We start from the raw sequence: 23600 nt of genomic DNA, 5'->3' as shown, positions 1-23600 counted from the left end.
ATCTTATGACGAAGAAAAATATTTGTTTATTACTGACTTATGCTTTGATTACTGCATGTGCCGGGCAGGTGGGTGCGCAAAAGCAAGTGTCTGCACAGAAGATAGAGTCATTTCCTGTGAAGAAGTTATTGCATGCAGAAAAAATAAAAGTAAATGAAGTATTTTCGCTTGATGGGATAAAGGTAAAAAAAGGTAGTCTTTTTGTAACAGACTCAAAAAGTAATGACACTATGTTGTATCAATATTCTCTACCTGAATTCCAGTGTATATATAAAGGAGGTGCAAAAGGAGGAGCAGAAGATGAGTTTCAAATTTTTCCCGCGTTTTGTAAAACAGTCTCTGACAATATATATATTTGGGGATATACTCCATTCACTATTAAAAGTTTTGCATTGGATGATACCAACCATCTTTCTTTTGAAAAAAATAGAATTACCGATCTCTGTTAATATGGTTAACTTTATGAATATAGTCAATGACTCGCTACTAATATATAGTGCATATCCTAGTAAACTTGATATAGAGAAAATCAATTTGAACACTCAGCAGATAACTGGTAGAATCTCACTTGAGATGGAAAGTCATAAAGAAACGTTTTTTGATAAAAACAGGGGATATTTGGCCGCTAACGATTCTCTGATAATCTATGCCTATACCTATAAAAAACAAATCGATATCTATGGAGTGGATGACATGAAACTTCGGAAAAGACTTGTTGGTGAGAATACGGTACCTCATATTGTAGTTGGTGATGTTAAAGAAACCGAGTTCCGGCAGCGCGAGTTGGTGGCAGGTAAGCATTATTTTTATATAAGGTGTCGAAAACCCAAAAACATGGAGGGTTGCTTTATAGAAGTATATGACTACTCGGGACGCTCAATTGCTCAATACGAATTGACAGAAATGTTATATGCTTTTGATGTGGATGAAGATAATAGTACTATATATGGGTATAATAGTGACATATTTGAGGATGGTTTCTTAAAATATACTTTAAACGGCAGTGAATAGTGTGTTTTTTGATGATTTGTTTTCACCTTTATTTCATATATTAATAGGGGGTAGATTGATTTAGAAAATAATGTGGTTTTATTATGATGAACGGGTGTAGGTAAGTGTTATTTCTATGCACGAGGTCAAGGCAAGAGAAGAAATGTATTATAGATTTTTTTGATTACTCCGGTCATTCCATAACCAAATATACTTTGGATACTATATCGAATCCCTTTGATGTGGACGAAGAGAATAGAATTATCTATAATTATAACAGTGAATTTTTTGAAGACAGTTTCTTGAAGTTTACTTTTTTTAGTTTCTTATGGTTTAAGACTATAAAGCAATTTGTCATGAAGAGATTATTAGTAACTATATCGTTTATCATTACGGCAATACTTTTCTTTTCTTGTACGTATATAAAAAAGGAGGATGAGATAACTCGTTTAATATCCGAATGGAGTAGAAGGGAAATACTGTTTCCTAAAGAAATATATTTCACAGTATATGGGAAAGATACCGTAAAATATCCAACGAGACGTTCCCGCTATTCAATAGTTAGCTATGTAGATTCTGTCGGTTGTACAAGTTGTAAGTTACAACCTCATATGTGGAAAAAATACATATCCATGTTGAGTCCTGCCAATGGAGAGGAAATCCCAGTCTTGTTCTTTCTATGCCCTACAAATAGGGATGAACTGATAAATTTATTAGTAAGTAACTATTTTGATCATCCGGTATGTATTGATGAGAATGACACTTTTAATAAATTGAATAAGTTTCCTGATAAGATAGACTTTCAGACTTTTTTGTTGAATGAGGAAAATAGAGTTGTTGCTATGGGAAATCCCATTCATAATCATAAAGTTAGGGATTTATATATAGATATAATTCAGGGAAAGCAGATGACTTATGAGAATGAGAAGATAAAAACGAAGGTCAATGTAAAAAACATTAATTTGTTTTTAGGTACTTTTGATTGGAATCAAGAACAAAAGGTTGAGTTCATTCTTGAGAATACAGGTGATAAGCTTTTGGTGATAGATAATGTGGTTACTTCTTGCGGCTGTGTTACGATCGGTTATTCTGGGGAGCCGATTCGTCCAAAGGGCTCTGTTTCTTTACTGGTAACGTATAAAGCGGAACAACCGGAACATTTTGATAAAACCATACAAGTGTATTGTAATGCAGAATCTTCGCCTATTTTGTTGAAACTTACAGGAGAGGCTAAATGAACGGGGTTGAAAGATAAATATACATACCTAAAGGGTAAGTCTTTGGTGAAGTGGCAATTCTTTGATTTTAATATGGGAAAAGGTATAAAGAAGATATTTACTTTTATGATATTACTGATAGGCCTGTCTGCCTGTACTGTAAGGTCAACAACTGAAATATATGATACATTTGATGCAACAAGTTCCTTATTAGGGGAAAAACATGATATTCCTCCAATAATGCTATATCCTAAGAATATCTTTCTAAAAGATTCTTTCTTGGTAGTCTTCAATGAAAAGATAGATACCTGTTTTCAGGTATTTGATAAAATTGGTTTTGGATATAAGTATGCTTTTGGCATTAAAGGAGAAGGACCTGATGATTTAATATTGCCAGCAAGTCAATTGGTTGCTAATAATCATAATGAAACGATTGTGTTAGATATGAATCGGTTTAAGAAGATATCTTTTGTAAATGATCAACCAACTATTTCCAACTTAGAGTTTTCTGGTGCTCAGCCGTTTTATAATGGTTTGATTAAGTTAACCGATTCCTTATATATCTGTGATTCCGGTTTAGAAGAAGAGAATGAATATGCATTTATTTATCCGAATGGAGAACTGAAAAAATAGGGAGTTTATCCTGAAGGGATAGAACGCTTTGGCAATTTGCTATCACGAAATCAAGCTTATACCAAAATCAAGGTAGCTCATCCATCCGGTAAGTATTTTGCGGCATTTTATACAAATTCTCGAAAGCTGCGGATATATGATATATCCGGGAATATGCTACAGATATAGAGTTGAATATTTTACCGGGAGAACAAGAGGTCCATTGGAAGTAGAGAATAGGTATATATATGCTATTGGGGCTTATGCTACTGAAAACTATATTTATACTTTAAATTTAGATATGACTCCCCAGGACATATATGCTGGAAAGTATTACCCTTCTTTACAAGTCTTTTCGTGGGAGGGTAAACCTTTGAAACAATATAAATTGAATTGCTATATAAGTGCTTTTACGATCGATGAGGCCAGCCGGACAGTTTATGGAGTGTTTGCAGAGGATGAAAGTTCTATATATACTTTCAATTTGGATCATTTGTAGTAATGAATGTTTGAAATGTTAACGGTTAATCAGTTAGGTTATGAGAAATTACTTATTTCTTTTAGTAGTTATATTCTGCACCTGTGTTAGTGCACAGAAAGTTTCGTATGTAACATTGTGGGGTGATACTTATGTCATGAATATGATCAAGGGATGGGAACTTTCTACTGGAGAAAAACTATATAAGAAACCGGCAAGGAGAACCGTAAGAGGATATGAAGCGACTCAAATAACGCGGATACGTCCCAAGAATTCAATAAAGGATATGGGAGCGTCTATTTCTATAATGGAGTTTAAAGAATGTAGATCTTACAAACTTATACAGAAGCAGGATAGCTTGAATTACTTAAAAGATACTTCTATAAGCTCTACTATTTGGGATGTACAGAGTTCGGAGAAAGTGAAGCGATCAGTGGTACTGACATATAAAGCTAATAAGCATCCGGAAACAGGAGAGAGTCAGATATTGAAGATAAAGACATGGTATGTTCAGGGAAAAAAGAATACTTATTTAATTTCATTTGCTACAACGGAGGAGCAGATTTGGGCTAAAGAGTTGCCGGAAATGGAAAAAATAGCTTTATCCTTGAAGGAGATGTGATGGCTTTGAAAAGAAAACTCTCTTGGTTTGTCGACAAGTTGTTAAACTTGTTTTTGATAGGCTGTGGATTAGTGGCTCTGTGGGTATTACTTCAAGTAACCTGTATTGCCACTTTTAGGATTCCTTCGGACTCCATGGAGCCTGCTTTGCTTCCGGGGGATAACATTCTGGTGAATAAGTGGGTGATGGGTGCCCGTATCTTCAATATTTGGGATGCCGCAGAAGGAAAAGAAGTTAGGATTTTCCGCTTGCCGGGGTTAGGCGAGATTAAGAGAAACGATGTATTGGTTTTCAATTTTCCTTATCCGGCCCGGTGGGACAGTATCGGCCTGAATTTAATGACTTATTATGTGAAGCGTTGTGTGGCATTGCCGGGCGATACATTTGAAATAAGTCAGGCGCATTATAAAGTGCGCGGTTGTAATATGCCGTTAGGAAACGTAGATTCTCAGGATGGGTTGAGGCGTATCATAGAGAATGGGAGAGAAAGGGATTGGGGAATTGTCATGAGTGGTTATCCTTATAATGAATTGGTAAACTGGGATATTATGAATTTCGGGCCTTTGTATCTTCCGGCTAAAGGGGATGAGGTGGAAATGAATCCTGAACATGCCGCTTTCTATAAGAATGCAATAGAGTGGGAACAAAAGAAGAAACTCTTCTTGCGTGGAGATACCGTTTTACTGAATGACAGTGTGATATATGCTTATCGCTTTAAAGAGAATTATTACTTTGTTACAGGAGATAAAGTGATGAACTCTCAGGATTCCCGCTATTGGGGACTGTTGCCGGAACCTCTAATCGTGGGCAAGGCTGTCAGGATATGGAAGTCGGTAGATAGGGAGAAGGATAGGATAAGATGGGATAGAATATGGAAGAGAATAGAATAAAGATATGGATACATAAAATAAAAGACACAGCCGTTGTGTTGTTACATTTTCTTGCTGTTTGCTCTCCACTGAGCCTGGTCTGCGTAACAACACCTGAACTTCTTGCCGGAGAAACTATCGGGCAGTGGGTTTGGTTTGGAAAGGCTGTATTGTTTTCGACCGGTTGTATCGTTGCAGTCTGTCTGCTTCAACTTTTCTATGGTTCTTCTAGGAAGGAGATGTTATCCTTTTCGTCTTTTTCCGCTTGTGTATCATGGAGTCTGATACTTCTTGGAGGAATTGAAGCCGTTTGGGGATTATGTCAGTTGTATGGCTTTTCTGCTTCCGGTCATTTTCGTTATGCACTTACCGGTTCTTTTTTTAATCCCGGTCCGTATGCTGGATATCTGGCAATGGTACTACCTGTCTGCCTGCATCATTATATGCAATTCGGAGCATGGAAGTGGATGAGCGCTTCTTTAAAGTTGGAGAAAGTGGCGGCGGGAGTAGTGGGAGTACTGATTCTTTGCGTATTACCGGCTACAATGAGCCGTTCGGCCTGGGTGGCTGCCGTGATAGGTTGTGTATGGGTGATATACATGCATCGGGATAGGCGTAAATGGAATATACTATGGAGAAGGTACAAAAAACGATATATCTCTTATGGGATAGGGATATTTTTTGTGTTGATAGTGGGAGGTGCCGGAGCTTTCTTCTTGAAGCCGGACTCTGCTCTGGGACGTTTGTTTTTATGGAAAATAACCTGTCAGGCTATAACCAAGTACCCCTGGGGATGTGATAAGGGATTCGCTTTTGCTTATGGTGAGGCGCAGGAAGCTTATTTTTCCCAGAGAGATTATGCCGAGTGGGAAGAAAGGGTGGCCGGAAGTCCGGAATATGCATTTAATGAATATCTGGAATTGATTCTGACACAGGGACCTGTTATCTGTATAATGCTGATGGTGATTACTCTTGCCTGTTTATGGGCGGGGACACAGTTCAGACGCTACGGTGTATGTGGCGCAATTATCGCTTTACTTATTTTTTCTTTTTCTTCTTATCCTATGCATCTTCCTGCTTTCATTGTGGCCTATGTGTGCTTGTTGCTGGCTTGTGGGATAGGAGATATAATAGCTAAACCGGTTGTTTTATCTGCTTGTCTTATTATATGGATAGGCGGTTTTCATGGCAAGTGGCAACGGGAAAAGGATGCTTGTCGGGACTGGGTGAATGCCCGTATGCTTTATCATGCGGGAGCCTATGCAGCGGCAAATGCGGCTTATGATAAGCTCTATCCGCAACTGAGAGAGAAAGGGACATTCTTGTTTGAATATGGGCATAGCCTTCATAAGGCGGGGTTTTATAATGAGTCTAATAAATATCTGGATAAGGCTCTGGTATATTGCGCTGATCCAATGATACTGAATGTCATTGGCAAGAATTATCAGGCACTGCGTTGCTACCATTGGGCAGAGGAACTTCTTCTGGCTTCGGTTCATCGTTTGCCCGGGCGGATTTATCCTTACTATTTGCTGGCGAAGCTATATGCCGAACCGGAATTTCTGAATAGGGAGAAGTTTGAGGAGATGAAACGAATAGTGCTGATGAAAGCGCCTAAAATTCATTCTACGGCCATTGAGGAGATGCGCAGAGAGGTAGAGGAAATAGCAAAGGAACTGGAAAAGTAATTAGGAAAATATTATAAAAACAAGAGATGTATATGGAAACTTACAGTGATAATTGGAATGCTTGCTTATTGTTCAGAAATAAGCAACTGACAAAACAACTGAAAAACTATCAGGAAGCATCAGTATTGGCAGATTGCTCATCTTCGTTATTATTGGCCATGAGCCAGTTGTTACGACTTCATCAGCATCCGTCTTATGGCATTGTCAGGGATGATACCGAATGGCAAAATCTGTTTACCGTTATCGATTGGTTTTATGGGAACTGCCTGTCGGAAGAGTTGGTTGATTACTGTTTAGGACCTCAGGAATTAAAGTTGTGTTATCTGGTGCGTGCCCGACTCTGTAACAAGGCTGTTGCAGCTCTTTTCAATATTACTTCCCAGTCGGTATTGAAAACCAAACAGCGCATAAAGAATAAATTGTCCTTATCTGCTACGGATAGCCTGGACCGGTATATACAGCAAATATAATGTAGTTACCTCTTATTTAATTTAGACTCAGATGAAATATAATTCAACATGTGTGTTCTTAATGGCTTGGATGCTAAGTGCATGCTCTCAACCTCGTGTAGATGGAACCATTTTTCACGAAAGTAAAAAGGTATTTGCAGAAAAGATTCCTGTAAGCGAAATGTTTTCTCCTGATTTCGTCACAAAATCAGGAGACAATTTTATTATTTCAAGTTCACGATCTGACACAACATTATTCCTATATGAGACTCCTTCATTGACATTTAAAAATGCCACAGGTATAAAAGGAAATGGTCCGGATGAGATCCAAATGTTTCCTATGTTTTGCCATACATTAGATAATGATTATTTATATATAAGAGGTTATTCTCCTACGTCAATCAGAAAAATATCATTAGCTCTTGATGGTAACTTATTGTTTATTGATGAGTATGAATTGGGTAAATATGATGAATATAATTTCATGAATATTATAAATGATTCTTTATTTATATATTATAGCAGTAATCAACTTGCCATTACAAAATATGATTTGAAGAATCAAACTGAACTGGATAAAATAAAACTGGAAAAAGATGACGATAATGAGTCTTATTTCTATTCTAATAGAGGAATTATTGCTGCAAATGATTCATTTGTGGTTTATCCTTACATCTATAAAAAGCAAATAGATATCTATGCCGTGAAAGATTTTAAGTTGGTAAAGAGAATTAATGATGGTAAGCATTATCCCGAAATTATAGCTAATGACATTGAAGATATAACTTATCACTATCTTAATGTCTATGCGGGGAAGAAATATTTTTATGCTTTGTATGTCGGACATAAGGAGGATGATAATTTCTTAGGCAGAACTTTAGAGGTCTATGATTATGAAGGGAACCCGATAATCAAATATACATTTGATATAATTCCTTTTTATTTTGTAGTTGATGAAGAAAATGGATATATATATGCGACTAATGCACACTATGAAGATTATTTATTAAGGTATAAACTGTAATTTTGCGGACAGTATTTCTATTCCTCCGGTATTGCTGTCTGTCAAGAACAGGAAGATGTGATCTATACTTATAATATACCTTAATTTAGATTTTTTTTAATATGAAACTAATGCTGAACATAAATAGGAAATCATATAGCCTAATAGTGACAGTCATAATTCTTATGTCATCCTGCCGCCAGCAATCGTTGCCGAATAGTTTAGAGGCAATCAATATAATAAATAAAGACTGCCCTATTGAATTGGATATATACGATATAGTGGACAGCATTAGTTATATTCCTTTAGAAACTTCGGAGAAGTGCTTGCTGGGTGAACTCCAAAGGACTAAGAGGGATGGTGATTTTTATTTTGTCGAAGATACTAAAGGGCTATTTGTCTTTGGTAAAGACGGACGTTTCCTGAATGAAATCGGTCATAAAGGAAATGCCCCCGGGGAATATCTCTATATGGATAATTTCTATTTGGACCGTAAGAATAAGCAAGTCTGCATTATCAACAATGTACAAAAGCGAATATTACGATATGCGTATGATGGCACTTACATATCTATGAGCTACCTTGGGGATAAAGATGCCAATATAGAGTCGGCAATGTTGTGTGATGGAGGAGAACTTTTAGCATTTTATCCTTTGCCTAATGATCTTTTTCATGTGGATAGTGAGTATCGCGTCTTCAGAGAGAAAGGAGATACATTAGTTTCGGAAAGGATAATGGATGCAAAGGCGTTGACAACTAAAGATGCTTTTTACCCTTTCTTGTACTTTCCAATGGTGACCTTCAACAATAAGTATTTCTTGGCATCTGTGTTTTCTAATGAACTTTATCAATATGAGAATGGCAAGACTTTCCCGGTTTATCATGTCGATACCTCCGCTACCATTCCTGATGAGGCTTTCCTGGATGAGCACAAAGATCTGGACTTTTTTGAACTGCTAAAGATTATGAATCAGCGGAATATAGGCACGGGCATAACCGCTTTAGAGGCTTCTTCCGATTATTTGTTTGCATTGATTGATAACAGAAAAACGTTGGTTTGGGATGGAGAAAAGGGAATCTTGATTTCCACTACCTATAATTCGGACTTAAACCTCTATTCCTCACTTTTGACGGGAGGGAGTTCCGACGAGCACGTAGGTTATCTATCTGCAGAATTCTTTTGTGAAAAGAAGGAGGATTCAGCGGGAAGTAAGGCTTTATCAGAGTTGGCCGATTCCTTATCTGAGGATGATAATCCCGTGCTCTTTCAGTATCACTTTAAAAAAGATGCAGTGAAGTCACTGATGGAGAAATATAAGTTGTGATCGGATGTTTTTATTCTTTCTCTTCAAGCCTCCGCATACTGAACTCGCAACCGCAATATTGTTGATTGTAGAAGTCATGCTCTTTAAGAAGTTGATTTCGGCGGTCTTGTAATCCTCCTTTCCGCCAGTTTTGCTCCCAGAAGATGGTGCCGGGATAGAGAGCGGCAGCGCGACGACCTGCCAGATTAATCTGGTCGAGACTTTTCCAGCGGGAAGAGGCAAGGGTAGTGGTGAATAGCGTGAAACCATGCTCTGCGGCATAGCGGGCTGTTTCCGTCAGGCGAAGAGTGAAACATTGCAGGCAACGACTCCCACGTTCAGGCTCATCTTCCATCCCTGACATGGAACTGCGCCAAAGCTGATAATCGTAATCTCCATCGATGAAATCAAGTCCGAGGGCTTTTACATAACGGATAGCTTCGGCTTTTCGGATATCGTATTCTGCCTGAGGATAGATGTTGGGGTTATAATAAAATACGGTGGGACGAATGTTGTTGGCGAGCAGACATTCGATAATAGCAGAAGAGCAAGGTGCGCAACAGGAATGTAGCAGTACTTTGTCTTCGTTGTTTGGAGTTTCTATTTTCAACATAATCCTTTTTGTTTTTCTTTTAGGCGCGGATTACGCGAATTACACGGAAATTATTCCTTTCCGATTCTTTGAGAATCCGTATAGTCCGCGTAATCCGCACCTGAAATCCTTTATACTTTCAGTTTTATCTTAACCTTCACCAACAGTCCGGTCAATTGGACAATGATGAGGGAGAATATAAGCGATCTTAATAAGCCCGGAGCACCGGCATTCAATAGCTCTGGATAATGCAAATCCAGCAATTGCTGCACAGCATACCATACGTAAGGAAGGATATAGCATGTCAGTGTAGCTGTTCCGGCAGGTTTGATAATATCGAACCAGGGCGTTTTGCCTTTCACATCCGTCAGCCAATAGAACAAACCGAACAGCGGGAAAAATGCAGCCAGGCAATAGAACAACCAACTCGGGGTAGCCTGTATCTTGGAAATAATCCAGTGAGGATGCGAGCAGAGTGCAGCAATAAGCATGACAGCACCCAATACACAAAGAATCGTGATAAACTTACGCGGATGTTCCCGGTCAGCATATTTCTGCATCAGCAATGAAGTGAGTACACCCGACATACCGAATGCGTGCAACGTCCAATCGCTGGGGATGAAAGGCAGCAGTATGACGCGTAAACCGTATTCTTGTGGTATCAGACTGGAATGACTGATTACTGCAAGTAGCATAACTACCAGCCATGCTATTACATTCTTGCGCAGACTTTCACGGGTAAACAGATAAATACCGGCACATACGACATAAGTCCAACCGATAAGTCCCAGAATGCCCCACCAACCCTGATGGAAAGGTTTTCCGTTTAAGTCTTTATATAATACGAGGAATGCCAGCAGGGCCACACCAAGCACCTTCATTGCGATGAATAGGTACTTTTTTGAACCTTCGGCCTTGGGATAGACCGCCCAGACCAGAAAGAAACCTATAACCATCAGTATGCAGAACCATTGATGGGAGATGCCGCCCTCTATGCCGCCGGAGTTGAGTGAGAACAGTCCCATGGCAATCAGAGCCACCGTGCGCCAGAAAATATGAGCGATCACTTGCAAGGTAGTGTCTCCCTTTCGATAGCGGTTCTGGATAGCAAAGGAAACGGACATACCCATACAGAAGAGGAATGCGGGAAAGATTGTGTCGGAAAAACCCAGCATGTCTTCGTTCATTTCGGCATGTTTAAGCCAGTGGGGGATGTTTTTCAGACCGGGGATATCATTCACAAAGAGCATAAGGAACATAGTAAGCGCACGGAATACATCGACCGCCGCCACTCGTTGAGGTGTTAAGTTTTTCATTATAGAATACATTTGGGGGTTAATGCTGCAAATATAGGAAACAAATTTTTTATATTTGTCCCCTATGAAGATAAAACTGCTGATATTTCTAGGTCTGGCTTTAGTTGGCATTCACGGAATGTCGGCTCCGGCCGATGTTCCTGCAATGGATGGCTGGACTGATGCTCTGGACGTAGCCATCGGTAAGCACGAAGAATATGTGGCAGTGCGTGAAGCCCGTATTGAGGCGTTGAGGCAGCAATTGGTACAGGCCGGTTCAGAAACCCCGGAATTCTTCCGGCTGAATGCGGAAATGTATCAGGAATACAAAGCGTACATCTGCGACTCCGCCCTTTACTATCTGAGCCGTAACCTGCGCTGGGCGCAACAGCGAGGTGAGCAGGATGCGGCAGATGAAACCCGTATCCGGAGGGCGCATCTGATGTCAGCGGCAGGTATGTATAAAGAAGCTTCCGAAGATCTGGAAAAGATAAATCCCTCTAAGCTTTCTCCCCGTTTGCTACCCGATTATTATGAATGTTACCGTCATTTATACAATGAATTGGGGGCGTATACGCAGGATACCTTCCGGCGCAGCCATTATTACGGTTTGTCTGTCGCTTATGGAGACTCTCTGATGCAGGTGCTTTCTCCTGCCTCCGCCCTCTACCTGGAACGTAAAGAGATGAAAGCCGCCGGCTCCGGTCAATTGGAGGAGGCTTTGAAGATGAATGATAGCCGTTTGGCGGGCATACGTCCCGATACCCCGGAATATGCGTTGGTCACTTACCACCGTTCCCAGCTTTACCGTAGTTTGGGAGACAGGCAGCAGGAAAAGTATTATCTGGCTTTGTCTGCTTTGACAGATGTCCGGCTGGCAATTACTGATCATGCTTCCTTGTGGACCTTGGCACAACTGCTTTATGAAGAAGGAGACATTGAACGTGCTTACCGCTACATTCGCTTCTCGTGGGATGAAACTAACCACTACAATGCCCGTAGCCGCAGCTTGCAGACGGCAGGTATTCTGTCGCTCATAGATCTTACCTATCAGGCTATGCAGGAGAAGCAGAACGACCGTCTGCTCTTTTATCTTTGTATGATCAGTATCCTGTCCCTGTTGCTGATTATGGCTGTCATCTGGATATATCGGCAGATGAAGCATCTTTCCATAGCCCGCAGTCATCTGGAACAGGCCAATGAACAGTTGCAGATGTCCAATCATATAAAGGAGGAATATATCGGCCGTTTCCTGAAACTGTGTTCTACCTATATCGACCGTCTGGATGCTTACCGACGTATGGTCAACAAAAAGCTTTCCGGTGGGCAAACGGAAGAACTGCTGAAGATGGTGCGTTCAAGAGATGTGCTTGACACTGATCTGAAAGAACTGTACGAGAACTTCGATACTGCCTTCCTCCATCTTTTCCCTGACTTTGTAGAAAAGTTCAATCAGTTGTTGCAGCCTGAAGAACGGATCATACTCCGCAAGGGCGAACTGCTGAATACAGAATTGCGTATTTTTGCCTTGATCCGTCTGGGTATTGACGATAGTTCGCAGATTGCCGAGTTTCTTCGTTATTCCGTCAATACAATCTATAATTACCGTGCTAAAGTGAAAAATAAGGCGTGCGTCTCGCGGGATGATTTTGAAATGTGTGTTATGAGGATACGCTAAACATACGCCATTTCTTTCCTGTTCATCCACTTTTTTACTTTCTCACTGCAAACTTATAGTCTTGTTATTTAGTCTGTTATCATTCCGCATGCTTTCATCTTATCCACATCTTGATAAACCGGAGGTGCATACTGTCTTTATCTTGCCTACCTTTGGGGAAGATTAATTAACCCTTGGAAAACATACCATGAACTTGAAACTACCTCTTTTATTAGGATGCTGTTTATTCGCTGCCATTACAGCTTGTGCCGAGACTTCCGCTTCATTGGACGAAAATGCGGCAGGAAAGAAGAAAGCAGATGTGTACATCACGACTGCCGACCGTCAGCAAAGCTTTAATCACACTACTCAGAAGCTCTCTAAAACTCCTGCGTTTGAATCCGTAATCACCCTGAATTCGAAGGTGAAATTTCAGGAGATGGACGGTTTCGGTGCTGCCGTGACCGGTTCTACCTGCTACAATCTGATGCAAATGACACCTGCCGACCGTGCGAAGTTTCTTACCGAAACTTTTTCGGATAAAGACGGACTAGGCTTCAGCTATATCCGCATTTCCATAGGCTGTTCCGATTTCTCGCTGAGCGAATATACCTGCTGCGATACGAAAGGCATTGAAAACTTTGCCTTACAGACGGAAGAGAAGGAATACGTGATACCTATCTTAAAAGATATTCTGGCGATTAATCCCACCATCAAGATACTGGGCTCTCCGTGGACATGCCCCAAATGGATGAAGGTGAATAACCTGGAGGAAAAGAACCCCTTCGATTCCTGGACAAGCGGACAACTGAATCCGGATTACTATCAGGATTATGCCACTTACTTCGTGAAATGGATTGAGGCATTTCGTAATGAAGGTATTGATATTTATTCCGTTACTCCACAGAATGAACCGTTGAATAGGGGAAATTCCGCCTCTTTGTTCATGGGTTGGAAGGAAGAACTGGCCTTTGTGCGTGACGCTCTTGGTCCTGCTTTCAAGGCTGCCGGACTGGATACGAAGATTTATGCTTTCGATCATAATTACAACTACGATAACATGGCCGATCAGCAACAATACCCCGTTAAGATGTATGATGATGAAGTAGCCGCCGCTTTCCTGACCGGAGCCGCTTACCACAATTATGGCGGCAGGCGCGAAGAACTGAACAATATCCGACAGAAGCGTCCTGACAAGGAACTGATCTTTACCGAAACTTCTATCGGCATGTGGAATGATGGTCGTAACCTGGAGAAACGTCTGATGGAAGATATGCGTGAAGTAGCCCTTGGCACAGTGAACAACTGGTGTAAAGGTGTCATAGTCTGGAATCTGATGTTGGACAATGAACGTGGACCTTGGCGTGAAGGTGGGTGCAAGACTTGTTACGGAGCCGTGGATATCAGTCGTGACGACTATAAAACAATGACTTACAACTCCCATTACTATATCATCGGACATCTGTCTACCGTAGTGAAACCGGGCGCTGTCCGCATAGAAAGCAAAGGCGTTGCAGAGAAGGGATTGATGTACTCTGCATTCGATAATCCCGATGGAACCGTGGCTTTTGTGCTGTTGAATGAGGGTACGATGGAAGTTCGCCTGACGGTAACGGACGGAAAGAACTGTGTGGATTGTGTGGTGCCTGCCAAGTCTGTAGCATCCTATCGCTGGAAGAAATAATCTTATATTTAGAATACCATGTTGAAATCTATTTTAGTGGGTACATCCCTCTTGGCAGCTTCTCTGATGTTAGGGAGTTGCGGTGAAAAGGCAGAAAAAGTACAGGAACCTGCCGCATTTGTAACAATTCAAGGGCAAGATCTGATAAAGCCCGACGGTACGAAACTCTTTATCATGGGTACCAATCTGGGTAATTGGCTGAATCCGGAAGGATATATGTTCAAGTTCAGTAAGACGAATTCCCCCCGTTTCATCAACGAGATGTTCTGTCAGTTGGTGGGACCCGACTTTACCGCTGAGTTCTGGAAAGCGTTTAAGGACAATTATATCACCCGTGAAGATGTTCAGTTCATTAAGAATACGGGTGCGAATACAATCCGTCTGCCGTTTCACTATAAGTTGTTCACAGATGAGGACTTTATGGGGCTGACTGCCAATCAGGATGGTTTCGCCCGGGTGGACAGTGTGGTGGAATGGTGTCGTGAAGCCGATCTTTATCTGATTCTTGATATGCACGATGCTCCGGGCGGACAAACGGGAGATAACATTGACGACAGTTACGGCTATCCTTGGTTGTTTGAAAGTGAAACCAGCCAGCAGTTGTATTGTGACATCTGGCGCAAGATTGCGGAGCGTTATAAAAATGAACCGGTGATTCTGGGTTATGAGCTTTTCAACGAACCTATTGCTCCGTACTTCCCGAATATGGAAGAACTGAACGGTAAGCTGGAAGATATCTATAAGAAGGGAGTAGCCGCTATCCGCGAGGTGGACACCAACCATATTATCCTGTTGGGCGGTGCACAATGGAACGGTAACTTCAAGCCGTTTACGGATTCAAAGTTCGACGATAAGATAATGTACACCTGCCACCGCTACGGAGGCGATCCTACCAAAGAAGCTATCCAGAGTATTATTGATTTCCGTGACAAAGTGAACCTGCCGATGTATATGGGCGAAATAGGACATAATACGGATGAATGGCAAGCTGCATTCTGTCAGACTATGCGTGACAATAATATCGGCTACACCTTCTGGCCATATAAGAAGATGGATGGTTCCAGCTTCGTCGGTATTACTCCTCCGGAGAATTGGGCGAATATCGTTTACTTCTCCGAGGCTCCCCGCGCATCTTATAAGGAAGTTCGTGATGCTCGTCCCGACCAGGCAATGGCTCGCAAAGCCATGATGGATTTCATCGAGGCTTGCAAGCTGAAAAACTGTGTGGTGCAGGAAGGGTATATTAAATCGTTGGGAATGAAGTAAGAAGCTATTGTTAAATATTTAATCATGTGAGTCAGTAGTTGAGTTTGGTTCATAACAGTACAAAAAGAAACAAACTTAGCTACTAACCCCATTATCCACTTATTTATATGAAGAAAGTATTATTCGGTTTCGCATTCGCTGTTGCTCTCCCGCTCTTTGCGCAACAGAAACCTGTATATCTGGATGCGAGCAAACCTATGGAAGTAAGAGTAGAAGATGCGTTGAAGCGGCTGACCGTGGAAGAAAAAGTAGCCATGCTGCATGCACAAAGTAAATTCAGCAGTCCGGGTGTGCCCCGTCTGGGTATTCCGGAATTTTGGATGACGGACGGTCCTCACGGAATCCGTCCCGAAGTTCTTTGGGATGAATGGAATCAGGCCGGATGGACCAATGACTCTTGTGTAGCTTTTCCGGCATTGACCTGTTTGGCGGCTACATGGAACCCCGAGATGTCCATGCTTTATGGAAAAAGCATTGGTGAAGAAGCACGCTATCGTAACAAGACCGTTCTTCTGGGACCCGGTGTTAATATTTATCGTACTCCGCTGAACGGACGTAACTTTGAGTACATGGGCGAAGACCCGTACCTGGCTTCCCGTATGGTGGTTCCTTACGTGCAGGGCGTACAACAGAATGGGGTGGCAGCCTGCGTGAAGCACTATGCGCTGAACAATCAGGAAATCAACCGCCACACCACCAATGTCATAGTAGACGACCGTGCCCTGTATGAAATCTATCTGCCCGCTTTCAAGGCGGCCGTTCAGGAAGGTAAAGCGTGGTCTATCATGGGAGCTTATAACCTGTATAAAGGTCAGCATGCCTGCCACAACCAATATCTGCTGAACGATATTCTGAGAGGCGAATGGGGCTTCGACGGTGTGGTCGTTTCCGACTGGGGCGGCACGCACGATACTGATCAGGCTATTACAAACGGTCTTGATATGGAGTTCGGAAGCTGGACGGATGGTCTTGCCAATGGCAGCAGCAACGCTTATGATAACTATTATCTGGCTATGCCTTATCTGGAGCGTATCAAATCGGGCAAAGTAGGTACGAAGGAACTGGACGAAAAAGTACGTCGCATCCTGCGCCTGGCATTCCGCACTACAATGGATGTGAACCGTCCTTTCGGCTCTATCCTTTCTCCCGAGCATTACGAGGCTGCCCGCCGCATTGGTGAAGAAGGCATTGTGCTGCTGCAAAACAAAGACGGCGTATTGCCCATCGACTTGAATAAAGTGAAGAAGATTGCCGTTATCGGTGAGAATGCTGTGAAAATGATGACCGTAGGTGGTGGTAGCTCCTCCCTGAAGGTGCAGCGCGAACTTTCTCCGTTGGATGGCATCAAGAACCGCGTAGGAAACAAGGCGGAAGTTGTTTATGCCCGTGGATACGTAGGCGATGCCCGTGGCGAATATAATGGTGTGGTAACCGGTCAGAATCTACAGGATGACCGTACGCCTGAGGAGCTGATTGCCGAAGCCGTAAAGGTGGCTGCGGATGCCGACTATGTGATCTTCATCGGTGGGCTGAACAAGAGTAACAATCAGGATTGCGAAGATACCGACCGTGCTGGCTTGGAATTGCCGTACGGACAGGATGCTGTCATTTCAGCTTTGGCGAAGGCAAACAAGAATCTTGTAGTCATCAATGTTTCCGGCAATGCGGTAGCTATGCCCTGGATTGCGGAAGTTCCTTCTGTTTTGCAAGCTTGGTTCCTGGGATCGGAAGCCGGAAACTCAATCGCTGCCGTGTTGATGGGGGATGCCAATCCTTCCGGCAAGCTGCCTTTCACTTTTCCTGCCCGTCTGGAAGATGTTCCGGCTCATAGCGTTGGCGAATATATCAGTCAGAGAAGTAAGGATGTGGTAGATATGAAATACAACGAAGGCATCTTTGTGGGGTATCGTTGGGCGGACAAGCAGAAGAAGTTGAAACCATTGTTCCCCTTCGGACACGGGCTGTCTTACACAACGTTTGCTTATGGCAAACCTGCGGCTGATAAGAAAGTGATGTCTGCCGATGATCAGATCAGTTTTACCGTAACCGTGAAGAATACCGGTGACCGCGAAGGACAGGAAGTCGTACAATTGTATATCAGTGATAAGAAATCCTCTCTGCCCCGTCCTGTCAAAGAGTTGAAAGGTTTCAAGAAAGTGAAACTGGCTCCGGGCGAAGAGAAAGAAATTACCTTCACCATAGATAAAGAAGCTTTGAGCTACTTTGACGATGCCCAACATGTCTGGGTAGCCGAACCGGGTAAGTTTGAAGCTGTTATCGCCGCTTCGGCAGCGGATATCAAAGGGATCGTTCCTTTTGAATTGAAGTAATAACGTTATTAAGTTGATAAGAGGAAGGGTGTAGTCGCAAGATTACGCCCTTTATTGTTGTCAGTCAGGGAGATATAGGCGCTTCGCCGGGTCTCTATTTGTTCCATTTAGTTTCTTCCTGTTGAAACAAAAGTGCCTTGCCTAAGGAACAAAAGTTTCTTCCTTGAGGAACAAAAGTTTCTTACCTAAGAAACAAGAGTGCCTTGCCTGAGAAACAAAAATGCCAGTAAAGTGAAACGGACATTTCTTCACAATGGAACGATACCGGTTCAGTAGAGCCTTCCGTGAGAGGAAGGCATCGGACTTATTTACAGAAGTTTACCATTCATATTGTTCTACGTACTCGTCATATACGGGTTCTTCCTTTATTCCTCTTTTGAGAAACAGTTGACGGATGTATTCCTGTTCTTTGGGTTTAAGAAGTCGTTCCTTGCGGTAACAGCGGTAGTAGGTTGTCCGATTAAGCTCTGCCATAAGTTCTCGTTTGATGCCGAGGGCTTCTTTGTGCGGTACATTATCCAACAGGTGGGTGATGCCGAGTGCGAAACGTTTCTTTTTATCCGCCATGAAGTACGGGCAGGATTCTTTGTGCGAACTAAAATAGTTTGGATTTACGGTGCTGATTACCGGGTAGTTGTCCGGGACATAGGCTGTCACCAGGTAGCGCATACATTTGGCGGAGTGTTTGCACTGCTTGTTGAGGCAGTGGAGGAAGGTGGCCGGTACCTCGCTGTAGTTAAAGTCGGGACTCATAATTGTATTCGTTTATAAGTAAATAATAGCAAAGGTAGTGTTTACTGGGGGAATAATCGCTCAGTCTGCAAGAAAAAGATGACAACTCATTTGTTTTATAATAAAGGCAAGACTATAAAGCATATAATGTAGTAATTAATACAAAATTGTCTTCTATGAAATTTCCTCCCTTTTCCTTTCTAATCGTGGCGAGGAGTGTGTATAGCCTGGGCGAGAATAGTAAAGTTGTATATTCTATCTTGTATTTATTGTATTTAATGATTATTTCTTGCTCTTTCTTATATTAAATAGTTTGGATTAATTTCTTTAGAAAGTTTCGGATATTGAAACAAATAAAATAAAAATATGCGGATAATGGAAATGTAAACTGATATTTTCTCTTTTTTCTTATTTTGGTCATTCTTATTGTGCATACTAGCATTATTAGTTGTGTGGCCTCTTTTTTAGTGCCTATAACAGAACTTGATACGATTTCCAGTCTTCTTTATTTCCACGATATTTGCAATCTGAGATTTTGTCCTTTTTCGGTTTGTTATTCAAGGTTTGAAGGGGATGAAGTCGGGATGCCGAAGCATGGAATAGATGGAGAGTGCAAAGATATAAAATGTTTCTTTAAAGAATGCTCTCCTTCATCAAAGTTTCACGGCATGAAATTGGATTTATAGAATGGTTTTAAAATAAAAAGAAGGAATAAATGAAGAAAATACTAGTCTGCATACTATTCATATTGGGTTTATTGTCGGTTGAAAGTAAAGCTCAAAAGGTTGCCGTAAAAAGTAACCTGCTTTATGATGCCACTACTACTATGAATCTTGGTTTGGAAGTTGCTTTGGCGCGTAAGTGGACACTGGATATCCCGGTCAACTATAATCCATGGAAATTTGATGATGCCCGTTTGAAGCATTGGGGTATACAGCCGGAGCTTCGATACTGGTTCTGCGAAAGCTTTAACCGTACGTTCATCGGGTTGCATGCGCACTATGCCGACTTCAATGTAGGTGGATGGCCAGATTGGCCGTTAATCAGTGAGAATATGCAGAATATGCGCTATCAGGGACGTCTCTATGGTGGTGGGCTTTCAATCGGGCATTCATGGATATTAAAGAAGCGTTGGAGCCTTGAGGCTTCTATCGGACTGGGATATGCACGTATTTTATATGATAAATATCCTTGTGCAACGTGTGGCACCAAACTGAAAGATACCAGCAAAAATTATCTGGGTCCTACAAAAGCGAGCTTATCACTTATTTACTTAATTAAATAGATTGAGAATGATGAAAATAAATATGCAATTCATTGCACTGGCACTGGCTCTCTTATTCCTGAATGTGAACGGAGCATCGGCTCAGGACCGTTCATACGAAGGTACTATCAGGATAGAACCTGTACGGTTGGAACAATCGGGTGAATTCCTCCATATAGATCTGGATGTCATTATGGATGATGTGAAAGTGAAGTCTGCACGTGGAGTGGATTTTATTCCTCAGCTGATTTCGTCCACTACCACCCGCGATCTTCCGAGAATATCTATTAAAGGCCGGAATGAGTATCTGGCCTATGAACGCAGGTTATCGGTAATGAGCCGGAAGCAGAAGGATAGTTATAGACTTCCCTATCTGGTAGAGAAGAATTACAAGAAAAAAAGTGGTGTGCTGCAATACAGATATGCGTTACCCTATGAACCTTGGATGGCAGATGCCCGGTTGAACGTGCAGCGTGACGAATGTGGTTGTGGTGAAAGCACATTGATGAATGTGGAATATGCTTTTGATAAGGTTACGCTTGAACGTATGCTGGTGCCATATGTAGTGACTCCCTATTTGTCTTATGTAGAACCGATGGGTGGAAGAGATAAAGAGTCGTGATGTACAAGCTGAATGTTTCCTGGACTTTGTGGTGAACAGAGTGGATATTCGTCCTGAATATATGAATAATCCCAAGGAACTGGGTAAGATACGTGCCATGATTGACGATCTGAAGAATGATGCGAATGTGAATGTGAAGCGCTTGGATATTATTGGCTATGCTTCTCCTGAAGGAACGCTGGAAGCGAATAAACGTTTGTCTGAGGGCCGTGCCATGGCATTGCGTAACTATCTGGCTACGCAGTATGATTTCCCGAAGAACCAGTATCATATCCAGTTTGGAGGTGAAAACTGGGAAGGATTGGTGAAGGCACTTGCTACCGTTGAAATGGATGACAAGGCAGAAGTATTGGATATTATAGCCAGCATCCCGATTGAAAAAGGAAGGGAAACCAAGTTGATGAAGTTAAATGGTGGAGTGCCATATCGGTTTATGTTGAAGCATATTTTCCCGAGTCTGCGTGTCGCGATCTGTAAAGTGAGTTATGATATTAGGAATTTCAATCTGGAAGAGGCGAAAGAAGTGATAAAGAAACGTCCTCAGAATCTGAGTTTGAACGAGATGTTTATGGTGGCTAATACGTATCCGAAAGGTTCGCAGGAGTTTATCGATATCTTCGAAACTGCTGTCCGTATCTATCCGGAGAGTGAAATAGCCAATATGAATGCAGCTACCGCAGCCCTTTCACGCAATGATCTGGTTTCTGCGAAACGCTATTTAGAGAGGGTGAAGTCAGCAGACTATTCACCGGAGTATAATAATGCAATGGGAGTATTACTATTAATGAAGGAGGATTATGAATTGTCAGAGAAACATTTAAAGATTGCCAAAGAGTTGGGGCTGGATGTAGCCAAAAGCAACTTGGAAGAATTAGCTAAGAAGAAAGCTAATGCTATTGAGATCAGGAAAAAGAGTAAATAAACGAATAATAAATAAGAACCCGAAAGTGGTTACTATTAAAGTGAATAATTATATCTATTAATTTCTAATAAATTTTTGTATTATGCTAAAGATTAAATCAATTTTAGTATCGTTGCTGGCCCTTGGGGCAATGGCAAGTTGCTCAACAAATGAGCTGGAAGGAGAAGATACGAGGACGGGGGCCGATTTGGATGTGGCTTACATGTCATTGCGGATTACATTACCTACCCAGAAGGCAAGTACCCGTGCTGCAGGTACTTCTACGGAAAAAGATCCTACCGGACATGAAGGTGATGTCAACTCTCTTTACGTCATTACATTCGACAAGGACCAAAAACTGGTACACCATTCCAGAAAGAATCCTGTTATTGTTTTGGGATCAGGCGATTTGTCGCCCCAAGTTAGCGGTAATCAAGGTACGACAGAGGCGATTCTGGTAAGTGCCAGTACTAAGTATTTGCTCGTTGTCGTTAATCCGGGTACATTGTTGGAGACGAGATTAAGGGCTTTGACTGCCGGTGCTTTATACAATGATATCAACATGGCTATCGTTAAAAGTCTAACAGCTGGCAGCAAACCTGAGACACTTGTAGGTGAAATTGCGGATCCTGCGGATAGTGGTAAGGGTTTTACGATGATCAATGCCGGTTCCTACGATGTTAGTGGTGACAAGTGGAACCAAGGCTGTCTGCTTGACGTAGAAACTAATGTGATTTCTGTTGATGGTACTACCATTAAAGATGAAGCCGCAGCCAAAGAGGAAGCGGAAAAAGTTGGGAACAGAGCGACGCTGAAAATTGAACGTCTTGCTGCAAAAGTGGAAGTAGCTGTTAAATCACCTGGTCTGACTGTATTGCCTGAAGGAGCTAACTTTGAATTCGGTGGTTGGACACTTGATTATTACAATAGCACTTTCTATCCATTTGCAGAGAAATCTAAAACCAAAGCGACCCATACTGCAGCTTTCTATGAGAATAGTTTCTATACTAAGGACCCGAACTTTGCGACTCCAGGTCACAGAACCGGGATTGTTCTAAACGAAGTCAAGGATCGTGCGCCCCTTGTAACCTGGAAAGCTAAAAGTGAAACTCTAACTCCGGTTTTTGAATATTGTATTGAGAATACAATGGCTGATGCCGACCAGAAGTTTGGTGCAGCTACCCGTGTAGTAATAAAAGGGAAATACGCTCCAAAAGATTTTACACTCGGAAATGACTGGTTCTCTTTCGGTGGCATAAACTATCCGACTCTTGCAAATCTTCAGCTTGCGTATTCTACAGCTGGTACTACGATTAAGGCTAAGGCTGATGAATTGGAATTGGCAGGGGAGGATCCGATCACTGCACTGGCGAATGCAAAGCTCTTCTATCCTGTAGAAACATTGCTTATGGAAGTTTGCGATAACTTCTTAGGTGCGGTAAATACAGCATTAAGTGCCTCAATTGCCGCTTTTGCAGATCTTGATCAAGATACGCATCTTGATAATATCACAGATGGTGGTGAGATTGTGAAAATTGCCAAGTGTATTAAGTGGTATCAGAAGAGTCTTAACTATTACTATTATGAGATTCGCCATGATAATACTGATGATGAATATATGTACTTTGGTAAATATGGTGTAGTACGTAACAACTGGTATAACCTTACTCTGAATAAGGTGAATGGTTCTGGTACTCCATGGTATCCTGGTGATGGACCAGAAGATCCGGATCCGGAAAAACCAATTGATGAAAAGCCCGGATTCCTTGCTTTCGATATTGAAATAGCTCCGTGGGTATACTGGCAAACTGGTTTTGAGATTTAATATACTCTCTATGAAAAAGCGCAGGGCAGTGCAAAACTGCCTGCCCTGTATTTTCTTAATGATATTCCATACGGAAATGAACCGTAGGGAAAAGTAAAATAAGCCGGTGACAGGCTTTCTAAAAACAGCACGGAAACATCTTGGCGCATCAGAAATGCATGGAGTGCAAACCGCGCGCCCCCTAAAATGGAAATAACCGG

At 41.8% G+C, this 23600-nt stretch carries 20 protein-coding genes and 1 pseudogene; 17 read left to right on the top strand and 4 right to left on the bottom strand.

The window, feature by feature from the left end; all coding sequences use genetic code 11:
* Nucleotides 1-5 precede the first annotated feature (5 nt).
* From BACCELL_RS07505 to BACCELL_RS07460, 10 genes are all read left to right on the top strand, one after another.
* On the top strand, nucleotides 6-449 hold the full coding sequence (locus BACCELL_RS07505) for a hypothetical protein (RefSeq protein WP_157133887.1): 444 nt from the start codon (nucleotides 6-8) through the stop codon (nucleotides 447-449).
* Complete coding sequence (locus BACCELL_RS07500; RefSeq protein ID WP_211211313.1) at nucleotides 418-1011, top strand: hypothetical protein; 594 nt, start codon at nucleotides 418-420, stop codon at nucleotides 1009-1011. The genes BACCELL_RS07505 and BACCELL_RS07500 overlap by 32 nt, the downstream gene beginning before the upstream one ends.
* Nucleotides 1012-1346: 335 nt before the next feature.
* Complete coding sequence (locus BACCELL_RS07495; RefSeq protein WP_026366725.1) at nucleotides 1347-2228, top strand: DUF1573 domain-containing protein; 882 nt, start codon at nucleotides 1347-1349, stop codon at nucleotides 2226-2228.
* 6 nt (nucleotides 2229-2234) lie between these two features.
* Nucleotides 2235-2840 (top strand): hypothetical protein, encoded by a 606-nt coding sequence (locus BACCELL_RS25685; protein ID WP_007211065.1) that lies wholly within the window; start codon nucleotides 2235-2237, stop codon nucleotides 2838-2840.
* A 518-nt stretch (nucleotides 2841-3358) separates the two neighbouring features.
* Entirely contained in the window at nucleotides 3359-3919 is a 561-nt protein-coding gene (locus tag BACCELL_RS07485; RefSeq protein WP_044153481.1) for a hypothetical protein, read from the top strand.
* Nucleotides 3919-4809 carry a signal peptidase I gene (lepB, locus tag BACCELL_RS07480; protein WP_007211062.1) on the top strand — a complete coding sequence of 297 codons (891 nt, stop codon included), beginning with the start codon at nucleotides 3919-3921 and terminating at the stop codon, nucleotides 4807-4809. Before BACCELL_RS07485 ends, lepB begins: the two co-directional genes overlap by 1 nt.
* Nucleotides 4791-6476, top strand: a complete 1686-nt coding sequence (locus tag BACCELL_RS07475; protein WP_007211061.1) for an O-antigen ligase family protein — start codon at nucleotides 4791-4793, stop codon at nucleotides 6474-6476. Before lepB ends, BACCELL_RS07475 begins: the two co-directional genes overlap by 19 nt.
* Nucleotides 6477-6508: 32 nt before the next feature.
* Complete coding sequence (locus tag BACCELL_RS07470; RefSeq protein ID WP_007216723.1) at nucleotides 6509-6946, top strand: hypothetical protein; 438 nt, start codon at nucleotides 6509-6511, stop codon at nucleotides 6944-6946.
* A 31-nt stretch (nucleotides 6947-6977) separates the two neighbouring features.
* Complete coding sequence (locus BACCELL_RS07465) at nucleotides 6978-7949, top strand: BF3164 family lipoprotein (RefSeq protein WP_149949613.1); 972 nt, start codon at nucleotides 6978-6980, stop codon at nucleotides 7947-7949.
* A gap of 146 nt (nucleotides 7950-8095) precedes the next feature.
* A complete protein-coding gene (locus tag BACCELL_RS07460; protein ID WP_236100727.1) occupies nucleotides 8096-9253 on the top strand; it encodes a 6-bladed beta-propeller in 1158 nt (385 codons plus the stop codon).
* A gap of 10 nt (nucleotides 9254-9263) precedes the next feature.
* On the opposite strand, the gene BACCELL_RS07455 is transcribed toward BACCELL_RS07460, so the two are convergent.
* Both BACCELL_RS07455 and BACCELL_RS07450 read right to left on the bottom strand, forming a co-directional pair.
* Nucleotides 9264-9845, bottom strand: a complete 582-nt coding sequence (locus BACCELL_RS07455) for an epoxyqueuosine reductase QueH (RefSeq protein ID WP_007211057.1) — start codon at nucleotides 9843-9845, stop codon at nucleotides 9264-9266.
* A gap of 110 nt (nucleotides 9846-9955) precedes the next feature.
* A complete protein-coding gene (locus tag BACCELL_RS07450; RefSeq protein WP_007211056.1) occupies nucleotides 9956-11140 on the bottom strand; it encodes a DUF5009 domain-containing protein in 1185 nt (394 codons plus the stop codon).
* A 64-nt stretch (nucleotides 11141-11204) separates the two neighbouring features.
* Between BACCELL_RS07450 and BACCELL_RS07445 the strand changes: the two genes are divergently transcribed.
* The 4 genes from BACCELL_RS07445 to BACCELL_RS07430 all read left to right on the top strand — a co-directional run bounded on the left by BACCELL_RS07445 (nucleotide 11205) and on the right by BACCELL_RS07430 (nucleotide 18056).
* Nucleotides 11205-12797, top strand: a complete 1593-nt coding sequence (locus BACCELL_RS07445) for a DUF6377 domain-containing protein (RefSeq protein WP_007211055.1) — start codon at nucleotides 11205-11207, stop codon at nucleotides 12795-12797.
* 187 nt (nucleotides 12798-12984) lie between these two features.
* Nucleotides 12985-14460, top strand: a complete 1476-nt coding sequence (locus BACCELL_RS07440; protein ID WP_007211054.1) for an endo-1,6-beta-glucanase — start codon at nucleotides 12985-12987, stop codon at nucleotides 14458-14460.
* Between the two features lie 18 nt (nucleotides 14461-14478).
* The gene (locus BACCELL_RS07435; protein WP_007211053.1) at nucleotides 14479-15726 is read left to right on the top strand and encodes a glycoside hydrolase family 5 protein; all 1248 of its coding nucleotides are present in this window, start codon (nucleotides 14479-14481) and stop codon (nucleotides 15724-15726) included.
* 107 nt (nucleotides 15727-15833) lie between these two features.
* Complete coding sequence (locus tag BACCELL_RS07430) at nucleotides 15834-18056, top strand: glycoside hydrolase family 3 C-terminal domain-containing protein (RefSeq protein WP_007211052.1); 2223 nt, start codon at nucleotides 15834-15836, stop codon at nucleotides 18054-18056.
* 318 nt (nucleotides 18057-18374) lie between these two features.
* Here BACCELL_RS07430 and BACCELL_RS07425 read toward each other — a convergent pair whose 3' ends face one another.
* Nucleotides 18375-18809, bottom strand: a complete 435-nt coding sequence (locus tag BACCELL_RS07425; protein WP_007216730.1) for a DUF6078 family protein — start codon at nucleotides 18807-18809, stop codon at nucleotides 18375-18377.
* A gap of 694 nt (nucleotides 18810-19503) precedes the next feature.
* Between BACCELL_RS07425 and BACCELL_RS07420 the strand changes: the two genes are divergently transcribed.
* The 3 genes and pseudogenes from BACCELL_RS07420 (at nucleotide 19504) to BACCELL_RS07410 (ending at nucleotide 23400) form a co-directional block, all read left to right on the top strand.
* Nucleotides 19504-20073, top strand: a complete 570-nt coding sequence (locus BACCELL_RS07420; RefSeq protein WP_007211049.1) for a DUF3575 domain-containing protein — start codon at nucleotides 19504-19506, stop codon at nucleotides 20071-20073.
* 7 nt (nucleotides 20074-20080) lie between these two features.
* Nucleotides 20081-21596, top strand: a pseudogene (locus BACCELL_RS07415) (DUF3868 domain-containing protein).
* 82 nt (nucleotides 21597-21678) lie between these two features.
* Nucleotides 21679-23400 carry an Mfa1 family fimbria major subunit gene (locus tag BACCELL_RS07410; RefSeq protein ID WP_007211046.1) on the top strand — a complete coding sequence of 574 codons (1722 nt, stop codon included), beginning with the start codon at nucleotides 21679-21681 and terminating at the stop codon, nucleotides 23398-23400.
* Nucleotides 23401-23408: 8 nt separating this feature from the next.
* On the opposite strand, the gene BACCELL_RS27115 is transcribed toward BACCELL_RS07410, so the two are convergent.
* Nucleotides 23409-23600, bottom strand: a 192-nt coding sequence (locus tag BACCELL_RS27115; RefSeq protein WP_211211315.1) for a hypothetical protein, incomplete at its 5' end; no start/stop codon positions are given.

This window comes from Bacteroides cellulosilyticus DSM 14838 (genome assembly GCF_000158035.1).
Classification (GTDB): Bacteria; Bacteroidota; Bacteroidia; order Bacteroidales; family Bacteroidaceae; genus Bacteroides; species Bacteroides cellulosilyticus.
This window is presented reverse-complemented; position numbering and strand designations above follow the sequence as displayed.